Origin of the sequence: Candidatus Nitrosocosmicus franklandus (assembly GCF_900696045.1) — an archaeon.
In the GTDB taxonomy this organism is placed as follows: Archaea; Thermoproteota; Nitrososphaeria; order Nitrososphaerales; family Nitrososphaeraceae; genus Nitrosocosmicus; species Nitrosocosmicus franklandus_A.
The window spans coordinates 2,746,321-2,763,475 of the sequence record NZ_LR216287.1; the positions used below are offsets into that span (position 1 = coordinate 2,746,321).

Annotated in this window: 16 protein-coding genes; 9 read left to right on the forward strand and 7 right to left on the reverse strand. The window is 36.3% G+C overall.

The window, feature by feature from the left end; translation table 11 throughout:
* Window positions 1-153: 153 nt before the first annotated feature.
* The 4 genes from ilvB to NFRAN_RS12885 are packed head-to-tail and all read left to right on the forward strand — an operon-like array spanning window position 154 to window position 4,971.
* Window positions 154-1,845, forward strand: coding sequence for a biosynthetic-type acetolactate synthase large subunit (gene ilvB, locus NFRAN_RS12870; RefSeq protein ID WP_134485354.1), 1,692 nt, complete (start codon window positions 154-156; stop codon window positions 1,843-1,845).
* Between the two features lie 6 nt (window positions 1,846-1,851).
* A complete protein-coding gene (gene ilvN / locus NFRAN_RS12875) occupies window positions 1,852-2,385 on the forward strand; it encodes an acetolactate synthase small subunit (protein ID WP_232038032.1) in 534 nt (177 codons plus the stop codon).
* Window positions 2,375-3,886, forward strand: a complete 1,512-nt coding sequence (locus NFRAN_RS12880) for a 2-isopropylmalate synthase (RefSeq protein WP_134485355.1) — start codon at window positions 2,375-2,377, stop codon at window positions 3,884-3,886. The genes ilvN and NFRAN_RS12880 overlap by 11 nt, the downstream gene beginning before the upstream one ends.
* Window positions 3,887-3,930: 44 nt before the next feature.
* A complete protein-coding gene (locus NFRAN_RS12885; protein ID WP_134485357.1) occupies window positions 3,931-4,971 on the forward strand; it encodes an isocitrate/isopropylmalate dehydrogenase family protein in 1,041 nt (346 codons plus the stop codon).
* On the opposite strand, the gene NFRAN_RS12890 is transcribed toward NFRAN_RS12885, so the two are convergent.
* On the reverse strand, window positions 4,968-5,585 hold the full coding sequence (locus NFRAN_RS12890) for an NUDIX hydrolase (protein WP_172602356.1): 618 nt from the start codon (window positions 5,583-5,585) through the stop codon (window positions 4,968-4,970). The two genes, NFRAN_RS12885 and NFRAN_RS12890, sit on opposite strands and share 4 nt — an antisense overlap.
* Before the next feature lie 77 nt (window positions 5,586-5,662).
* Here NFRAN_RS12890 and NFRAN_RS12895 point away from each other — a divergent pair, with 77 nt between their 5' ends.
* Complete coding sequence (locus tag NFRAN_RS12895; protein WP_134485361.1) at window positions 5,663-6,487, forward strand: hypothetical protein; 825 nt, start codon at window positions 5,663-5,665, stop codon at window positions 6,485-6,487.
* Window positions 6,488-6,502: 15 nt separating this feature from the next.
* On the opposite strand, the gene NFRAN_RS12900 is transcribed toward NFRAN_RS12895, so the two are convergent.
* Entirely contained in the window at window positions 6,503-7,288 is a 786-nt protein-coding gene (locus NFRAN_RS12900) for an ABC transporter ATP-binding protein (protein WP_134485362.1), read from the reverse strand.
* 563 nt (window positions 7,289-7,851) lie between these two features.
* On the opposite strand from NFRAN_RS12900, the gene NFRAN_RS12905 reads away from it, so the two are divergent.
* Together NFRAN_RS12905 and NFRAN_RS12910 are read left to right on the forward strand one after the other, a co-directional pair.
* Entirely contained in the window at window positions 7,852-8,163 is a 312-nt protein-coding gene (locus NFRAN_RS12905; RefSeq protein WP_134485364.1) for a hypothetical protein, read from the forward strand.
* 422 nt (window positions 8,164-8,585) lie between these two features.
* Window positions 8,586-10,424 (forward strand): PINc/VapC family ATPase, encoded by a 1,839-nt coding sequence (locus NFRAN_RS12910; protein WP_134485366.1) that lies wholly within the window; start codon window positions 8,586-8,588, stop codon window positions 10,422-10,424.
* Window positions 10,425-10,445: 21 nt separating this feature from the next.
* Here the strand turns inward: NFRAN_RS12910 and NFRAN_RS12915 are convergent, their stop codons facing one another.
* The 4 genes from NFRAN_RS12915 to serB form a co-directional block, all read right to left on the reverse strand.
* A complete protein-coding gene (locus tag NFRAN_RS12915; RefSeq protein WP_134485368.1) occupies window positions 10,446-12,032 on the reverse strand; it encodes an acyl-CoA mutase large subunit family protein in 1,587 nt (528 codons plus the stop codon).
* Window positions 12,033-12,038: 6 nt separating this feature from the next.
* On the reverse strand, window positions 12,039-12,977 hold the full coding sequence (meaB, locus tag NFRAN_RS12920) for a methylmalonyl Co-A mutase-associated GTPase MeaB (RefSeq protein ID WP_134485370.1): 939 nt from the start codon (window positions 12,975-12,977) through the stop codon (window positions 12,039-12,041).
* An 89-nt stretch (window positions 12,978-13,066) separates the two neighbouring features.
* Window positions 13,067-13,837, reverse strand: coding sequence for a coenzyme F420-0:L-glutamate ligase (gene cofE / locus NFRAN_RS12925; protein WP_134485372.1), 771 nt, complete (start codon window positions 13,835-13,837; stop codon window positions 13,067-13,069).
* Between the two features lie 28 nt (window positions 13,838-13,865).
* Window positions 13,866-14,513, reverse strand: coding sequence for a phosphoserine phosphatase SerB (serB, locus tag NFRAN_RS12930; protein ID WP_134485374.1), 648 nt, complete (start codon window positions 14,511-14,513; stop codon window positions 13,866-13,868).
* 246 nt (window positions 14,514-14,759) lie between these two features.
* On the opposite strand from serB, the gene NFRAN_RS12935 reads away from it, so the two are divergent.
* Together NFRAN_RS12935 and NFRAN_RS12940 are read left to right on the forward strand one after the other, a co-directional pair.
* Window positions 14,760-15,017, forward strand: a complete 258-nt coding sequence (locus NFRAN_RS12935) for a sulfurtransferase TusA family protein (RefSeq protein WP_232038034.1) — start codon at window positions 14,760-14,762, stop codon at window positions 15,015-15,017.
* Window position 15,018: 1 nt separating this feature from the next.
* Window positions 15,019-16,035 (forward strand): PLP-dependent cysteine synthase family protein, encoded by a 1,017-nt coding sequence (locus NFRAN_RS12940; protein WP_134485376.1) that lies wholly within the window; start codon window positions 15,019-15,021, stop codon window positions 16,033-16,035.
* A 42-nt stretch (window positions 16,036-16,077) separates the two neighbouring features.
* On the opposite strand, the gene trxB is transcribed toward NFRAN_RS12940, so the two are convergent.
* Window positions 16,078-17,067 (reverse strand): thioredoxin-disulfide reductase, encoded by a 990-nt coding sequence (gene trxB, locus NFRAN_RS12945; RefSeq protein ID WP_134485377.1) that lies wholly within the window; start codon window positions 17,065-17,067, stop codon window positions 16,078-16,080.
* Between the last annotated feature and the right edge of the window lie 88 nt (window positions 17,068-17,155).

Below are 17,155 nucleotides of genomic sequence, written 5' to 3' on the forward strand. Positions count from 1 at the left end.
TTTTAAAAAAAATTTATAAATTAATCCGCGCTATATTTATTGATGAACTCAAGTGAAACAATAAAACGCACGTTGACGTGTAACAGAATTAGTTATATTAAACGAAGATTCCTACTATAATATTGAGTTCTACAAATTGGAGTTGTTTTAATTATGGTTGAGATGTCTGGTGCTTCAGCCTTAATGGCTGCATTAGAAAAAGAGAAAGTCGAATACATATTTGGACTTCCAGGTGGAGCTAATCTCCCAATTTATGATGCTCTCGTTGATTCCAAAATAAGACATATACTGGTTCGGCATGAGCAGTCGGCAGCTCATATGGCTGATGGATATGCAAGAATAAAAAGGAAAGCAGGAGTATGCTTTGCTACTTCTGGCCCAGGTGCGACGAATTTGGTGACAGGAATAGCGACTGCTTATGCTGATTCTTCTCCAATTATTGCTGTAACGGGGCAAGTTGCTTTGCCAATGATAGGTAAAGATGCCTTTCAAGAAACTGATATAATTGGAGTAACAAACCCAATTACAAAGTACGCTTTCCAACCTCGTAAAGCCACTGAGATACCAGAAATGGTAAAAAAATCATTTTATATTGCAGAAAGTGGAAGGCCTGGGCCTGTGCTTTTGGATATTCCTAAAGATGTGCAACAAGAGGTAGCCAATATGGAATTTCCTGATTATATCAAGGTAAGAGGCTATAATCCTGTAGTTGATGCAGATTTATCAGAGATCAATAAAGCTTGTGAACTGTTACTTAAAGCAGAAAAACCAATAATAATGGCTGGAGGAGGAGTAATACTTTCAGGTGCATTCTCTGAATTGCAGGCGTTGGCTGAATTACTATCTATTCCGGTGGTAACAACATTTAAGGGAAAAGGAGCCTTTCCCGAGAATCATCAGTTGGCTTTGGGACCCATAGGAATGCACGGACACGCAGAAGCAAACAAAATGGTATTAGAAGCTGACTGCATAGTGGCCATTGGAGCGAGATTCTCTGACAGGACTGTGGGGAGGTTTGACGAATTTGGAAAGGATATTAATGTTATCCATTTTGATGTTGACCCAGCAGAGATAGGAAAAAATAAATCAGTAAATGCTGCTGTTATAGGAGATGTCAAATCCTCTCTGAGATCACTTATTAAGCTTATTCCCAAGAATTTTAAGAGAAATGAAGAAATATCAAAGTTGTGGTTGGCAAGAAAAAGAGAATTGGTAACCTATTATGAGGATAGTATCAAAGATTATTCTCGAGAAATTACTGCCAAAAAATCATTAAAGAAATTGCGCGAAATACTTCCTCCTGAAGGTATCGTTACTACCGAAGTCGGTCAATGCCAAATGTGGGCATCGCTTCATTTTGATGTGATAACACCTGGAACCTTTTTTAGTTCAACGGGCCTAGGAACAATGGGATTTGGTTTTCCAGCTTCCATAGGTGCAAAGGCAGCAAAAAGTAGTGTTCCAGTTGTAGATATAGCAGGCGATGGATCATTTAGCATGACAGAAAACTCTCTTGCCGTTTCGGTTTTAGAAAACTTGCCTGTTATCGTATTCTTACTCAACAATCAAATGCTTGGAATGGTTGCTCAATGGCAAAGAACTTTCTATAACAGACGATATAGCGGAGTCCATCAAAAGAATTGCCCGGATTATTGTAAACTTGCTGAATCGTACGGAGCACAGGCATTCAGAGTTGGGTCAATGGATGAACTTGAAAAGGCATTAAAAAATTCGATAAAATCAGATGTTGCTACTGTTATTGATATACCAATCGATCCGGATGAAGATGTTTATCCATTTGTCGCACCAGGAACCGGCCTTAAGGACATGATTATTGGAGCGTGAAAGAAAATGATAGACAAAAAATCAATTTTTGATGAAGACCCAAATAAGATGTATATTCTTTCAGTAATTGTAGAAAATAAACCTGGTGTTTTATTTAGAGTCACCAATCTTTTCAGATCAAGGAATTTCAATATAGAAAGCATAACGGTAGGATTAACCGAAAAACCAGACCTTTCTCGAATGACAATTACTACTGTATCAGATGTAAAGACTTTAGAACAACTTGTAAAACAGTTGCGAAAGTTGATTGATGTTATTCAGATAAATGTATTAAATAAAGAGAATGCTGTGTACCGGGAATTAGCCTTAATCAAGTTGAATGCCAAGGATCCAACTACAAGAATCGAGATAGCAAATTTCGCCTCAATATACAGAGGAAATATAACGGACATAAGTAATGAAACTATTACAGTAGAAATAATCGGTACTCCTGACAAGATAGATGCGTTTAAGAATTTGGTTTCAAGTTATGGTATCATTCAGTTAGCCCGTACGGGTGTATCCGCTTTACCGCGAGGAGCAGTAGACGATGACCTTTAGTAACACGATCAGGATTTTTGATACTACATTAAGGGACGGAGAGCAGACGCCTGGTGTTACTGTTTCACCAGATCAAAAGCTTGAAATAGCTATGAAATTAGATGAATTGGGGGTAGATACTATAGAGGCAGGTTTCCCCGTTGTATCACCTGGTGAGATGCAGGCAATTAAAAAAATAGTGAAACAAGGCCTCCGAGCCGAAGTATGTGGACTGGCCCGTACTACAAAAAACGACATAGACACAGCGTTAATTAGTGATTTGAAGTATATTCATACATTCATAGCGACCTCCGATATTCACATGCAATACAAGCTTAAGATGAGCAGAGAACAGGTTTTGGAAAAAGCCCTCTTTGCAGTGGAGTACGCAAAAAAGCATGGGATGATAGTAGAATTTTCGGCAGAGGATGCTACAAGAAGCGACAGAGCTTTCTTAAACAAAATTTTTAAGGCAGTTGCAGAAGCCGGGGCTGATAGAATAGATATCCCAGATACTGTCGGTTACAGTACTCCACAATACATGTCAAAATTAGTAACGGATGTGATAAACTCTACAGGTCTACCAGTGAGCGTTCACTGTCACAACGATTTCGGATTAGCCGTTGCAAACTCTATCGCAGGATTTCAGGCTGGCGCCAAGTGTGCACATGTAACTATCAACGGACTAGGAGAGAGAGCAGGCAATGCATCCCTAGAGGAACTTGTAATGGCATGTCAATGTCTTTACAAATTAAAACACAACATAAAAACAGAACTCTTGTATGAAGTATCTAAATTCGTATCTAGTGCAATGGGAATCATTGTACAACCAAATAAGGCAATTATCGGCGAGAATGCATTTGGTCATGAATCTGGAATTCATACTCACGGTATCATCAATAATCCCTTAACATATGAACCAATTAGTCCAGAACTTGTTGGAAGAAAACGTTGGATGCAAGCTGGAAAACATGCCGGTGCGCATGGTATAAAAGCAATACTGGATGAATTTGGAATTAGTACTAACGAGGCTCAATTAAAAGAGATTGTAGAAAAACAAAAGGTAATTGCAGACGCTGGTAAATCGATAACAACTTCCGACCTTTTGTCACTGGCTTCGGAGGTGATTAAAAATAAGCGGTTTGACGAGAGTTTTAAGTTAAATGACTTCCATATTGTTACTGGATTGAACATCATTCCTACCGCAGTAGTAAAGCTGAATATTCATGATAAAGATTTTATAGCTTCTGAAACCGGCGTTGGTCCCGTTGATGCAGCATTGAAGGCGATTCAAACCATAGCTCATGGAATAGCAAATATCAAGATAAGAGAATACAAGCTTGATTCTATCACTGGTGGCTCTGATGCGCTTGCTGAGGTTTCCGTTAAAGTAGAGGACAAGGAAGGCAATATAATTTCAGCCAGAAAATCTGGCGAAGACATTGTAGTAACATCAGTTCAAGCAATGATTGATGCTATCAACAAGACAATGCTTAAAAAATTGATAGAAAAAAATAACTAGGCAAAGTAATTAATAGGAATTTAGATCTTTGAGGTAAATCTTTGATGGCCACTTACAATATTTCACTATTAGTAGGAGACGGCATAGGTCCCGAACTGTCTACTTGTGCTGAAGAAATCCTACAATATATTCATGACAACTCGAATAGATTGAAATTCAATATTACAAAAGTAGAAGCAGGAGACAATGCCAAACAAAAATATGGAAAGGCGTTACCAAATGAAGCGTTTGACAAGATAAAAAATTCTCAAGCATGTCTAAAATCCCCAGTCGGAGAATCGGCTGCTGACGTTGTATTAGTATTAAGAAGATATTTTGATCTTTATGCAAATGTAAGGCCTTCTAAAAATTACGCCAATATTCCATCCATTTCAAGCAATGTGGACATGGTCACCGTTAGAGAGAACACTGAGGATTTGTACCTTGGTTGGGAATTCTTTTCTGATGATGATACAGTAATATCACTCCGCAAAATTAGCAAGGTTGCTTCAAGAAGAATTGCAGAATACGCTTTTAAAATAGCAAATTCCAGAAAAGGCAAGAAGGTAACGATAGTTCACAAATCAAATGTTTTAAGATTAAGTGACAGATTGTTCATTGACATGTCCAAAGAAATTGCCAAAAAATATCCAAATATAGAATTTGAGGAGATGTATGTAGATGCATGCTCAATGGAGCTCATAAGAGATCCAAATAGATTTGACACGATTCTAACCTCAAATCTATTTGGTGATATAATATCAGATGAAGCTGCACAGGTAACAGGAAGTATTGGCCTTGCTCCAGCCGCAAATGTCGGCAAAGACTTTGCAATGTTTGAACCAGTACATGGTGCTGCATTTGATATAGCAGGTAAGAACGTTGCCAATCCAACTTCATTCATTTTGGCAATAAAAATGATGTTTGACTGGCTTGGCGAAAAATGTGATGATAACGACCTGAAATTGCAATCAATCAAGTTTGAGAATTCGATCGACGAAATGTTTACTAAAAATATAAAGACGAAAGATATTGGCGGCACACTTTCAACTGCCGAGTTTAATCAAAGTTTCTTGAAGATCCTAAAAGACAAAGGAATTGACTAGGCATCATCACTTGTAATTTTATTTTCATTATCGATCAGCTCCAAGAGATTTTTTAAAATCCTTGCTGTAGCACCCCATATCAAGTGACCCCCTACTAAGAATCTGTACATTTGATAGTTCGAGCTTGAATGTTCATTATCTAATTCTACTGATTGTATCAATTTTTCCAAAGGTATCTCAATGATTTCTTCAACCTCTTCATTTGGTATAAATTTATCTTGTTTGCTTGTCATAATCACAACAAATGGAAAAATCAATATCTTTGTTGTATAGGTATTAGTTGGGGTGAGGCATCCCAATACATTCTCTTTACTGACCAGTAGACCTATTTCTTCATAAGTCTCTCTTATGGCTGTATCCAATAAAGAATTATCGCAAGCAGCAATTCTGCCTCCAGGAAAAGATATTTCTCCTGCATGATTTCTTAATTTAGAACTCCTCTTAGTGAAAATAACAACCGGAATGTTCATCTGATCATAATAAACTATTACCAAAACACTTGAAGTCTCATCTTTACTTGTTCCAAATTTCTCAGGCAAATTGAATGCACATCTATCCCTAGGCATGGGTATTTTTCTATGTACTAGTTCACAAAATTTTTTTTCTGACAGCAAGCACCTGATCATAAATTGAATCAAAGATTTTATAAAACTTTTTTTACGTAAGGTAACTCAGTATCTTAAACGACTATATGAACATAATCTATGAATTAAATCCCCCAAAAATCCTTCATGGTGAAAGTATAAATCTAGTTACACTAAGAAATGAAGTAGAGAAATTTCTGTCCAGAGCGTCCATCGTATTGGGGATTACAAGTCATGTGCATCTGACAGATTCTGTCTTAGGCATGCCAAGATTGTCTAGTATTACTGCGGCACAATTGATATCAAAAGAAATCGAAAAGCATACAATTAATTTGACTTGTAGTATGAGAACAAGAGACAGAAATATGAATTCAATAATCCAGTCGGTCGCCGATTCTATAATACTAAAAATCAAAGGGTTATTATTCATACAAGGAGACAAACCGAATTATGGTTCATGGGATATTAGTTCATGCTCGCCAAAACCTACAGAAGTAATCAGAACCCTGAATTCTTTAGGATTTGGAAATTTGATTAATTTAGATTTATCAATACCTAATAACATATCAAACATTAGTAACTTTCAAAAAAAGGTAAGATCAAAACCAAGCAGATTGTTCACTCAATCGGTCGGCTCGATTGAAGAAATCAGAAAGTTAAAGGCATTGCTTGAAACCGAATGCAATCAAGTCGAAGATAATAATACTGGAAAAGGTATCAGGAACGGCATCAACCTCATACCATGTATCATGGTACCTTCACCAAAAAATCAAAAGGCTGCAAATATGATAGGATTAGACTGGAGTTTATATGAGCACAATTTTTTTGAATTCATCGAACAGATAAGAGACCTGGGGATTACCGAAATATTATTGACATCTCCAAACAGTTTTGACGAAGGGGTAGAAGTCCTTAAAAAAATTTTAAATTAAACTTCTTTCTCTACGCTACAGGCTCTTCTTGTAAGGAGTTATTTCACTTTTTAATTCATCTAAAACCAGGCGGTTGTATTCAAAGAGATTTGAATCTTCTGTCAAACGTGGTCTTCTATAATCTATTGTTATTTCTTTTTTAACCTTAGCAGGTCGCTTGGTAAAAACGACGACTTTATCACCAAGGCAAATAGATTCTGAAATATTATGAGTTACAAAAACAATTGTCTTCCTAGTTTTAGCCCAAATTAATTGAAGTTCAACAAGCAATAGATCCCTAGTTTGAGAATCAAGAGCAGCAAAAGGCTCGTCCATCAATAAGACATCTGGATCCATTACCAAAGCTCTCGCAATTGCCACTCTCTGTTTCATACCCCCTGATAACTGATAAGTATATGACTTTGAAAATTTACTGAGATCCATCATCTCTAAATAGTGCATAGCTATCTGGTTTCTCTTTTCTTTTTCTACTCCCACCATTTTTAAACCGAATTCTACGTTGTCTATAACACTTAGCCATGGAAACAAAGCATTTTCCTGAAATACCATTATACGGTCTGGACCCGTGCCAGAAACAGGTCTTCCATTTAATATTAATTCCCCTTCGGTCGGCTTATCCAAGCCTGCGATAATATTTAGCAGAGTTGATTTACCGCATCCGGAAGGTCCCACAAAGCATACAAACTGCCCCTCTTCAATTGAAAGGTTAACATTATCTACAGCCAAAACTCTCTTTTTTTCTCCTGCAGAGGAATTTACTGCAAAAGCTTTTGTAATATTTTTCAATTCCAGCTTGCTCAATGAAATTAAATTATATTGACATTTCATCAATATAATTTAAAGGAAAAAAGCCCAACGAAGATCTAATAGAGTAGCGTTACATTGACTGCCAAAGGACCGCCTTCTTTCAACCTCATCGGTAGTGATGTATCTTAATTTTCATTGTGGTATTGTCATGCATCAATAAATGCTTGTAGCATCGTATTTGATAATATGATGAAATGACAGCAAGCATTTTTTTGAGGATTCATCAAAGCAAGTCCAGTATCCTCAACATTTCTTGTCTTTGTTAGTAAAACCGAAGAAAAAGATTGGCTGTTCACAAGTTGAAGTGGAGTTCATAGAGTAAATTTGACTCACACTGAATGTTGTTATTTATTAATTTGTCATGGATAGATTTGTAACTTTCTCGCAAACATAAGTGGATTACAATGTTGATCCCAATTAATAATACCTGTTGTATTTCAATTAAAATCTAATTGAGCTCCTCTGCCGATATTTCGTCATTATTATTATTAAATTGTTAACCTCAGAAGAGAATAAGCATAAATACCTATTTAGATCTTTGAACAGATTGAAAAGATTTGGCAAAAATTGGAGTTATTGTAACAGTTATAAGCATAATTTTAGGGGTATCCGGCATCTCTGGCGTGGTTGCCTTGTATGATAGCATTTCTCAAAGAGAAGTATACTGGAATAAGGTCTTTGATGAAAGATTATTACAACTAGATATCATACTTAATAATTTTTTTGAAGTTTGTAGATCGAATCCCGAAATTAAGGATGATTGTAACTTGAAATTTACAGAAATCTGGAACAGTATGTGTAACAGAGAATTGGACTGGGATAAGATCGACTCTTGTAAACTGATTCAAGGATTCCTTATCAGATCTTAAAATAATATGTGGTATCTCCATAATTAAATAATGTAGCGCTAGATTGTATTATTTTTGGATTTGAGATTTCGAATGGTAGTAACTTGGTAGAAATCCTCTGGCGTTGTTGAAAGTATTAGGGATAGCAATTTTCGATTACAGACCTCAGGCATATATTATTTTCGCATTGATTTTTTTGTAGTATTTGTCCTGATCTTTATCCTTTTAAATTAACCATTTTGTTAAAGTTATCAAAGAAAAATTCGCCGAGACACTTCATGAGGTTTTTTCTCCTGTTTGAATCAAAATTGATTAATTACATATTTTCCTGTATGTATGCATGAATAAACAATCCCATCTTTAGGCCTTAAAATTTCCAACTAGGGATCTTTTGGGTACTAACCTTTTTTAACAATCCATGGGAAGTTTAAATCACAACCGGTTTGAATAAGAAAATCGTCTTAGATACTAGTATTATAATTGATGGTATTATTAGTAATAAAATTGAGAATAACGAGATAGATGAGGGATCTGAAATTATTATCCCACGATTAGCAATAGATGAGTTGCAGTCTCAGGCCTGTAAACAACGTGAACATGGATTTGTAGGACTAGCAGAGTTGCGAAGAATTAGGGAAAAGTGTAAAATTCACAACATTGATGTAAGGATTGCCGGAGGAATGCCAACTCCTGGTGACATAAAACTTGCCAAGAACGGCCGTATTGATTCGCTAATCTGTGCAATAGCCGAAGAAGAAGAGGCAATTCTTTACACATCAGACTACATACAGTATCTAACGGCCATTGCTTCTGGAGTCCAAAGTATATTTTATAGATCTGTCACTTCATCTGAATTTGACATAGAGAATTATTTTGATGAGAATACAATGAGCGTACACTTAATCGAGGGAGTAGAGCCTCTTGCAAAAAAGGGAACTCCAGGAAATTTCATCCTCGAGAAAATCTCTAATGAAAAACTAAACAAGGTAGTACTGAATGAAATAATTAACTTTTTGTTTTCAACAAGAGAAAACAAGAAAGTTTCCAATATTGAGATTTCCTTTGATGGATGCTATGTGTTAATGTACAAGAACCTTCGAATTGTAATTACCTTTCCCCCAGTATCTAACAAGATAGAAATCACTGCTGTTAGGCCAATAAAGAAACTCACCCTAAAAGATTACGAATTAGACACCAAATTGATCGAAAGACTATCTAGTGATGCAGAAGGTATTTTGATAGCTGGCAGGCCAGGATCCGGAAAAAGTACTTTTGCTAGTAGCATAGCAGACCATTATGTATCAAATAATAGATTAGTTAAAACACTAGAGTCCCCAAGAGATTTACAAGTTCCCGACAACATAGTTCAATACGGATCATTCAAAAATGGATATGAAAGGGTCGCTGATTTATTACTACTTGTAAGACCCGATTTTACAATCTTCGACGAGGTCAGAAGAATAAGAGATTTTGAACTGTTTGCTGACCTGAGGCTTACCGGCATAGGAATGATAGGAGTGATTCATGCAAATGAGGCCCTGGATGCCATACAGAGATTTATCGGAAAAATAGAATTGGGGCTAATTCCCCATGTCATAGACACGGTAATTTTTATTAACGGTGGCAAAATCGAAAAAATATATGAATTGAAACTTACTGTCAAAGTGCCTACCGGAATGATAGAACAAGACCTGTCAAGGCCGGTGGTGGAGATAAGAGATTTCTACTCGAAAGAAGTAGAATATGAGATCTATTCTTATGGTGAAGAAAATATAATTATTCCTCTTAAGAATATCGATAAAAAAACTGCAGGTGAAAAAAACAATAGAATAAACAAGCTCGCAGAATCCAAAATAAGAGAAGTTATAGGCAGATTTGATAATCAGGCTGAAATAAAAATAATTTCAAATGACAAGATACGAATTTTGGTTAGCAAAGATAAGATTCCAAAGATTATTGGTCGCGGCGGCTCCACAATTTCGGAAATTGAGAAGATTCTTGGAGTCAAGATTGATGTGGAAGCTAAGGTTCCTTCCATAGGGGATGAGATACCTTTTAGCATATCCGAATCAGGTTCACGAATCTATCTGTTAGTAGATGAAGAGCACATAGGCAAGAAAGTTAACCTGTTTCTAAATGAGGAATTGTTAGCTAGTAATCAAATTGGAAAAAGATCGAAATTAAAGATAGACAAAAAATCAGAAGTTGGTAGGAAAGTGTTCAATCTTATAATGAGTAACAATCAAGATGCCTTAAAGATTTATGAAAGCAAAGGAGATTAGAAATAAAAACAAAAAAGTGTATTAAAAGGATATTTTCGGAACATAGGCTCCGAAAACCTCCTTAAAGGCTGAACTAATTTCTCCAAGTGTCACTCTGTCTTTAACAGCAGAAATTATATATGGCATCAAATTGGTTTCCGGATTCTCCGCAGCTGAGGTTAACTTTGAAATCTGATGCTGAACCTTGATACCATCTCTATTTTTCTTAAACTCCTTTAGCCGATTTATTTGTTTTGTTTCTAGCTGTGGATCAACAATTGCTAGTTTTGGTTCCAAATCTTTTTGATCTCTAAATTTATTGACCCCTACCAATATTCTTTCATTGTTATCAACTTGCTTTTTTAATGTATATGCATTCTTCCTAATCTCTTCTTGGAAAAAGTTTCTTTCAATTGCGGCCAAAGCACCACCCATCTTGTTAATGCGGTCGAGATACTCATTGACTCCTTCAATAATTTGTTCAGTCAAATATTCGACATAGTAAGAACCCGCTAATGGATCTACGGTCTTGGTTACACCAGTTTCGTATGCGATTATCTGTTGTGTCCTCAGTGCAATTTTTACAGATTCTTCAGTAGGAAGAGCTAATGCCTCATCTCGTGAATTTGTATGTAATGATTGACATCCACCTAAAACTGCCGCTAAAGCCTCTGTGGTTACCCTTACTATATTATTGTCTACTTGTTGAGCTGTCAGTGATTCTCCACTTGTTTGAACATGGAACCTTAGGTGAGTCGATTTGGGATCTTTGGCACCATACTTCTCTTTGATAATCTTTGAATAAATAACCCTTGCAGCTCTAAATTTTGCAATCTCTTCAAAAAATTCCATAGTACAACAGAAAAAGAACGACAGTCTTGGTGCAAAACTATCTATGTCTAGTCCTCTGTTTAGGCACGTATCAATGTATTCTATAGCATCGGCAAAAGTAAAAGCTAATTCCTGAATTGCATTTGATCCTGCTTCTCTTATATGATATCCCGAAATACTAATCGGATAAAACTGAGGAACGTTAGTGGAACAATATTGAATCATATCACCTATTAAGCGAAGGGACGGTCTTGGCGGATAGATATAGGTATTTCTAGAGTGATATTCTTTTAGAATATCATTTTGTGTAGTACCTCGAAGTTGAGATGGAGATACCCCCTGTGATTCTGCAACACTGATATAAAGTGAAAGCAACGTAGCTGCAGTTGAATTAATAGTCATAGATGTACTTACTTTGTCAAGTGGAATATCCTTAAAGCAAGTCATCATATCCTCTATTGAACTTATAGCTACTCCAGTCCGTCCTACCTCACCTTCTGATTGTGCATTGTCGGAATCCCTACCTGTTTGTGTCGGCAAATCAAAAGCTAATGACAATCCTGTTTGGCCGTGTTCAAGCAAAAATTTAAACCTCTTATTAGTCTCTTCGGCACTTCCGAAGCCACTGTATTGTCTCATAGTCCAATGTCGTTCTCGGTACATGGTAGGATAAATTCCCCTCAAAAACGGATACTTTCCAGGCTCAGACTCAAATTCTTTCTTAATATCTTCTGATGTGTAGAATGTTTTAACTGGAATATTCGAATCTGTTTTGAACTGTTTCTGTTCTTTGCTCATAAGATCTCATTTGCTATGAAATACTAATAAAGATAATTCTTCTGCTGCCGTGTAAGGGTCCTTTAATTTTTCGGACATAGAATTCACCAACTTCGAAATCTGATTATTATTTGAATCAAGTATCTGTAATGATTTGTTTTTTATCTCTTCTATTACAATCGATTTAAGTTCCGTTTCCAAGTCTGAACGCTCTTTTTGTTTCTTCTTTGCTAGCCAGGTGTCAGTTCTTATCAATTCAACAAGCTTCTTTGAAAAATCCTCCAGTCCTTCGCCAGTATTCGCAGAAACTTTGAAAATTAATGGTTTATGAGTAGCTTGTCCAACCAAATCTAAAAGGGTTAGATACAATGTATGTGAACCTATTAAATCTGCTTTATTTACTAGATAGATGTCCCCTATCTCTGTAAGTCCAGCCTTGATTGCCTGAACATTGTCTCCAGTATTGGGGTTAAAAATTACAATTGTAAGATTTACAACTTTAGATATTTCCACCTCCAACTGACCAGCGCCAACGCTTTCTACCAAGATCAAATCATAACCTGCAGCATCAAGAACTCTAATCACGTTACGCAAGGATTTTGAAATTCCTCCCTGGGCTCCCCTTGAACCCAGACTTCTCATAAACACGTCGTCGTCATCCATCGTCGATGGCATCCTAACTCTATCGCCTAGTATGGCTCCACCAGTAATAGGACTTGTTGGATCGACAGCCAAAATAGCTATCCTCAACCCAAAATTTTTAAAAAATGGTATCAGTTTACCAATTAATGTGCTCTTGCCTGCTCCTGCAGGTCCAGTGAACCCAATCGTCACGGCTTTTCCGGTTTTGGGATAAATTTTCTTTAATATTTCACGAGCTACCGGATCTTCATTATCGATTTTAGAAATTGTTTGTGCAATAACACGTTTGTTATTGCTCAAAATTCCCTCTACGAGAATATCCACACGAGTATGAGAAAGTTAATGCCAATAAATTATTTTGCAATAATTACTTACAGACTCTTTGTATTCATCAAAAAAAACGACATGTTGGACTAATTCAGGAATAAATCATCCTTTTCCTTTCTAATTAAAACATCAATGCTTGGTTTAGTTTCATCCTCCGATTGAATAAATTTGTACTTGTAACCTCTTACAATTGCGACTGGCACTTTGAGAGCCTTTTCCATTACCAATTCTGCCGCTGAGGCAATTTCGTCTGCTATTGCTATTTCTGTAACTCGGAGTTCTCTTCCATACTGATCAGTATTTCCTATGTAGCTCCTTAGAGGACTAATGCCAGAAATTCCAATTGCTACATTTGTTTGACCATTTCTGAAGGGTCTTCCAAATGTATCGCTAATGATTACAGACACATTTTTTTTAGTCAATTCAAACATCCTCTTTCTTATTTTTCTTGCAGAACTATCAGGGTCCTGTGGTAGTAACAATACATAGCGAGGATCCTTGGATACATTGCTTTGATCAATTCCAGCATTTGCACATACAAACCCATGCTTAGTTTGAGTGATAGCATGTTTCTTAGACAAGCGAATAATTTTTTTTGATTCATTAAGGATTAGTTGAATTAGGCGAGGATCTTTATCATGAACTCTAGCAAGTTCAAGGGCCTTTTTTGACGGAAAAATACTTGCAATATCAATCATCCTTCCCTCAGATTTTGAAATTATCTTTTGGGCTATTACCAGAATATCATACTCTTCGATTTCTAATTTAGATAATTTGATACTGCGGACAATAATTTCTGATAGATCCTGTCCTGATATAATATCCGCGTCGACTCCGATGGGTATTATCGATAACAAAAGAAATTTCCCTGATCTTTGAGCGCCTCTATGTCGGATTCACTTTTATTCCAAATTTTTCCTTTATTATTGGAATTAGTAAAGACAAATCTTTCTTGTCAATTACAACGTCTGCTTTATCCCGTATAATATCTACAGGGCAAAAACCTATAGTAAACGAAGAAAGGTTAAAGAGCTTCAAATCATTAGCACCGTCAACAACAACGATAACTTCATCCTTTGAAAAACCATTTTCTTCAACATACTTTTTGACAGATGCTGATTTATCTGATGTCACACGGATATCAACGTCATATAGTTTCCCATTCCTGAATATAAGGTCGTTTGAAAATATCTTGTCGATCTGTAGCTCGGTATGCAATCTGTCTGTTATAATATCAAACCCCCCTGACACGGCCACCAGTTTCCAACCTAATCCCTTCAAGAATGCACATAATTCTCTAGCTCCTGGCATAATTTCCAGATTTTGAGCTATTTGATGAGCCTGGGCATATTCGATCCCTTTTAACGCATGAACCCTTTCTTTTAGTCCATCTTCCCAATTAATCTCTCCTCGAATGCCTTTATTTGTAATGTCCCATATCTCCTGTTCTTTCTCAGGTCCAAGGAGCCTTGCGAGCACTGGTAGATATTCTGCGTTCAATAATACGCCTTCTACGTCAAAAATAACAAGCATTACTTAAATCAATCTCCTTATTCATACATAATATTAACATATTGCAGAAATATCTATCTAACTCAACATTAATTCTGATAAATAATCAATTGTGTTTTACACTAAAAGTCTAAAATAGTATTCAAAGATATGATACATATTTATTATAATATCAGATATGCTAATTTTGGATAATTATTGAATAGACCATTGTTACGTTTTCTCATGGAAAAACATTTAATTAAGTAGGAATGCCTTTATAAGGTTATGTCGTCCAATTCTGATGCTACATCAAAGTCCAATATGAAAACAATTGATGTAAGGGGGCTATATTGTCCGGAGCCGGTTTTTAGAACAAAAATTGAAATGGAAAAAATGATGAAAGGCGATTTGTTAAAAGTTGTATCTGATGACCCTGATTCTGAAGAAGATATATCAAGATGGGTCAATAGAAATGGTCATGAATTATTGTCCTTAAACAAGACAGATAAAGATTTGGAGTTTACAATTAAAAAGGCAAAATGATATGAGTACTTCAACTATCACCCCGTATTCAAGTAATATAATAGAAAGGATTGGTAACACCCCATTAATAGAACTAAAGAAATTTTCAACTAATAAGACCAAAATTTACGCAAAGCTCGAATGGTATAATCCATTCGGATCTGTTAAGGACAGAGCTGCGTATTGGATGATTAAGAATGCTGAACGTCAGAATATTCTAAAGAAGGACAAAAGCATAATAATAGAACCAACTTCTGGAAACACCGGAATTGCATTAACTGGTATTGCATCGCACTTAGGATACAAAGTTGAAATCGTCATACCCGAAAAAGTGAGTAGAGAAACAAAAGATATATTGAAAAAATTAGGAGCAACGCTCCATGAAACATCAGATGACTTGTGCCCTAGAGTTGGTGCAGGAACGGATCAAAGTATAGCTTTAGCCTATGCTATATCAAAGCCCAGACCAGATGTATACTACATGCCAAATCAGTACGAGAATGATTCGAATTTCTATGCCCACTACGAAAGTACCGGTCCTGAAATATGGAAGCAGACTGAAGGTAGGGTAACACACTTTTTTACAGGTTGTGGAACTGGAGGAACAATCACTGGTACGGGTAAATTTTTAAAAGAAAAAAACAGCGATGTAAAAGTAATAGCTGTTCAAGCCCAAAGGAATCACCTATTGCAAGGTTTGAGGAACTTTGAAGAATCAGCAAAACCTGAGCTATTTTTGAGAAGAGAAGATGTGGTTGATGAATGGTACACTGCTACAAATGAAAAATCCTTCACAATGGCTAAAGAGATAGCACTAAAAGAAAACATTTTAGTAGGTCCATCTTCAGGGTCGGTGCTTGCAGGAATGATGGATCTAGTAGAAAAAAACTCAGATCGGGAAAATGTCTTTGTGGGAATCTTTGCTGATGATGGCCGTAAATTTAAGAGTCTTTATAAAGAACAAGGGATCTTTACAGATGAAGAGTTTGATAAATATTTGAAAAGTAGTAGGTTCATGACCCAATTAGCATACAACTAATACTTTTGCTTTTAATTGAAAATGCTGTCACTGCCGATACTGCTACTTTCCCTTGGTTTCTGATAACCACTTTTCTATATCCAGCGCTGCCATGCATCCGAATCCGGCGGCAGTAATAGCTTGTCTATATCTGTGGTCATGTACATCGCCGGCTGCAAAAACTCCCTCGATGTTTGTCTTTGTATTGTTGTTTATTATAACATAACCTCGTTCATCCAAATTTATCTGACCTTTGAATAGCGCTGTATTGGGTTCATGCCCAATTGCAACAAAGAGACCACCTGCATTAAGGACTGTCTCTTCCCCCGTTTTGATATTTTTGATAGTAACTGAAGCAACCTTGTTTTGGCCTTCAATATTAACAACGGCAGAATTCCATATGAATTCAATTTTTGGATTTTCAAATGCACGTTCTTGTAGGATCTTGCTCGCTCTCAATTTGTCCCGTCTATGAATGACCTTAACTGATTTTCCAAATTTTGTCAGAAAGGTTGCTTCTTCTAATGCGGTATCCCCTCCACCTACTACTAAAAGCTCTTGATCTCTAAAAAATGGACCATCACAAGTAGCACAGTATGAAACGCCTCTACCAGAAAACACACTCTCACCTTTTATGCCCAATTTTCTTGGAGACGCACCAGTAGAGATTAAAACGCTTTTGGCCAAATATTCAGAGGACCCAGTTTTTATCCGAAAAGGTCTTCTCTTAAAATCTACGCTTGTTACTTCATCTACTTCAATTTTGGTACCAAATCTTTCTGATTGCTGTTGCATATTCATCATCAATTCTGGGCCTGTTATACCATTTGGAAATCCAGGAAAATTTTCGACATCAGTAGTGGTCATCAATTGTCCACCTGGCAAGCTTCCCGAAATGATTATCGTTTTCAACTTTGCTCTAGAAGTATAAATTGACGCTGTATATCCAGCTGGACCTGATCCAATTATGGCTACATCAAAGTGGTTATCGATTACGTTCTTAGACGCAGTATCATCAGATTTGGCTGCAACGTCCTCAGCTAGATTCATCATTATGAAACAATTTATCATATTTTCATTTATTAATGTATTATCTTTAGTTTCGCAATTCCAAATTTAATTAATGAATAATTGTTATATT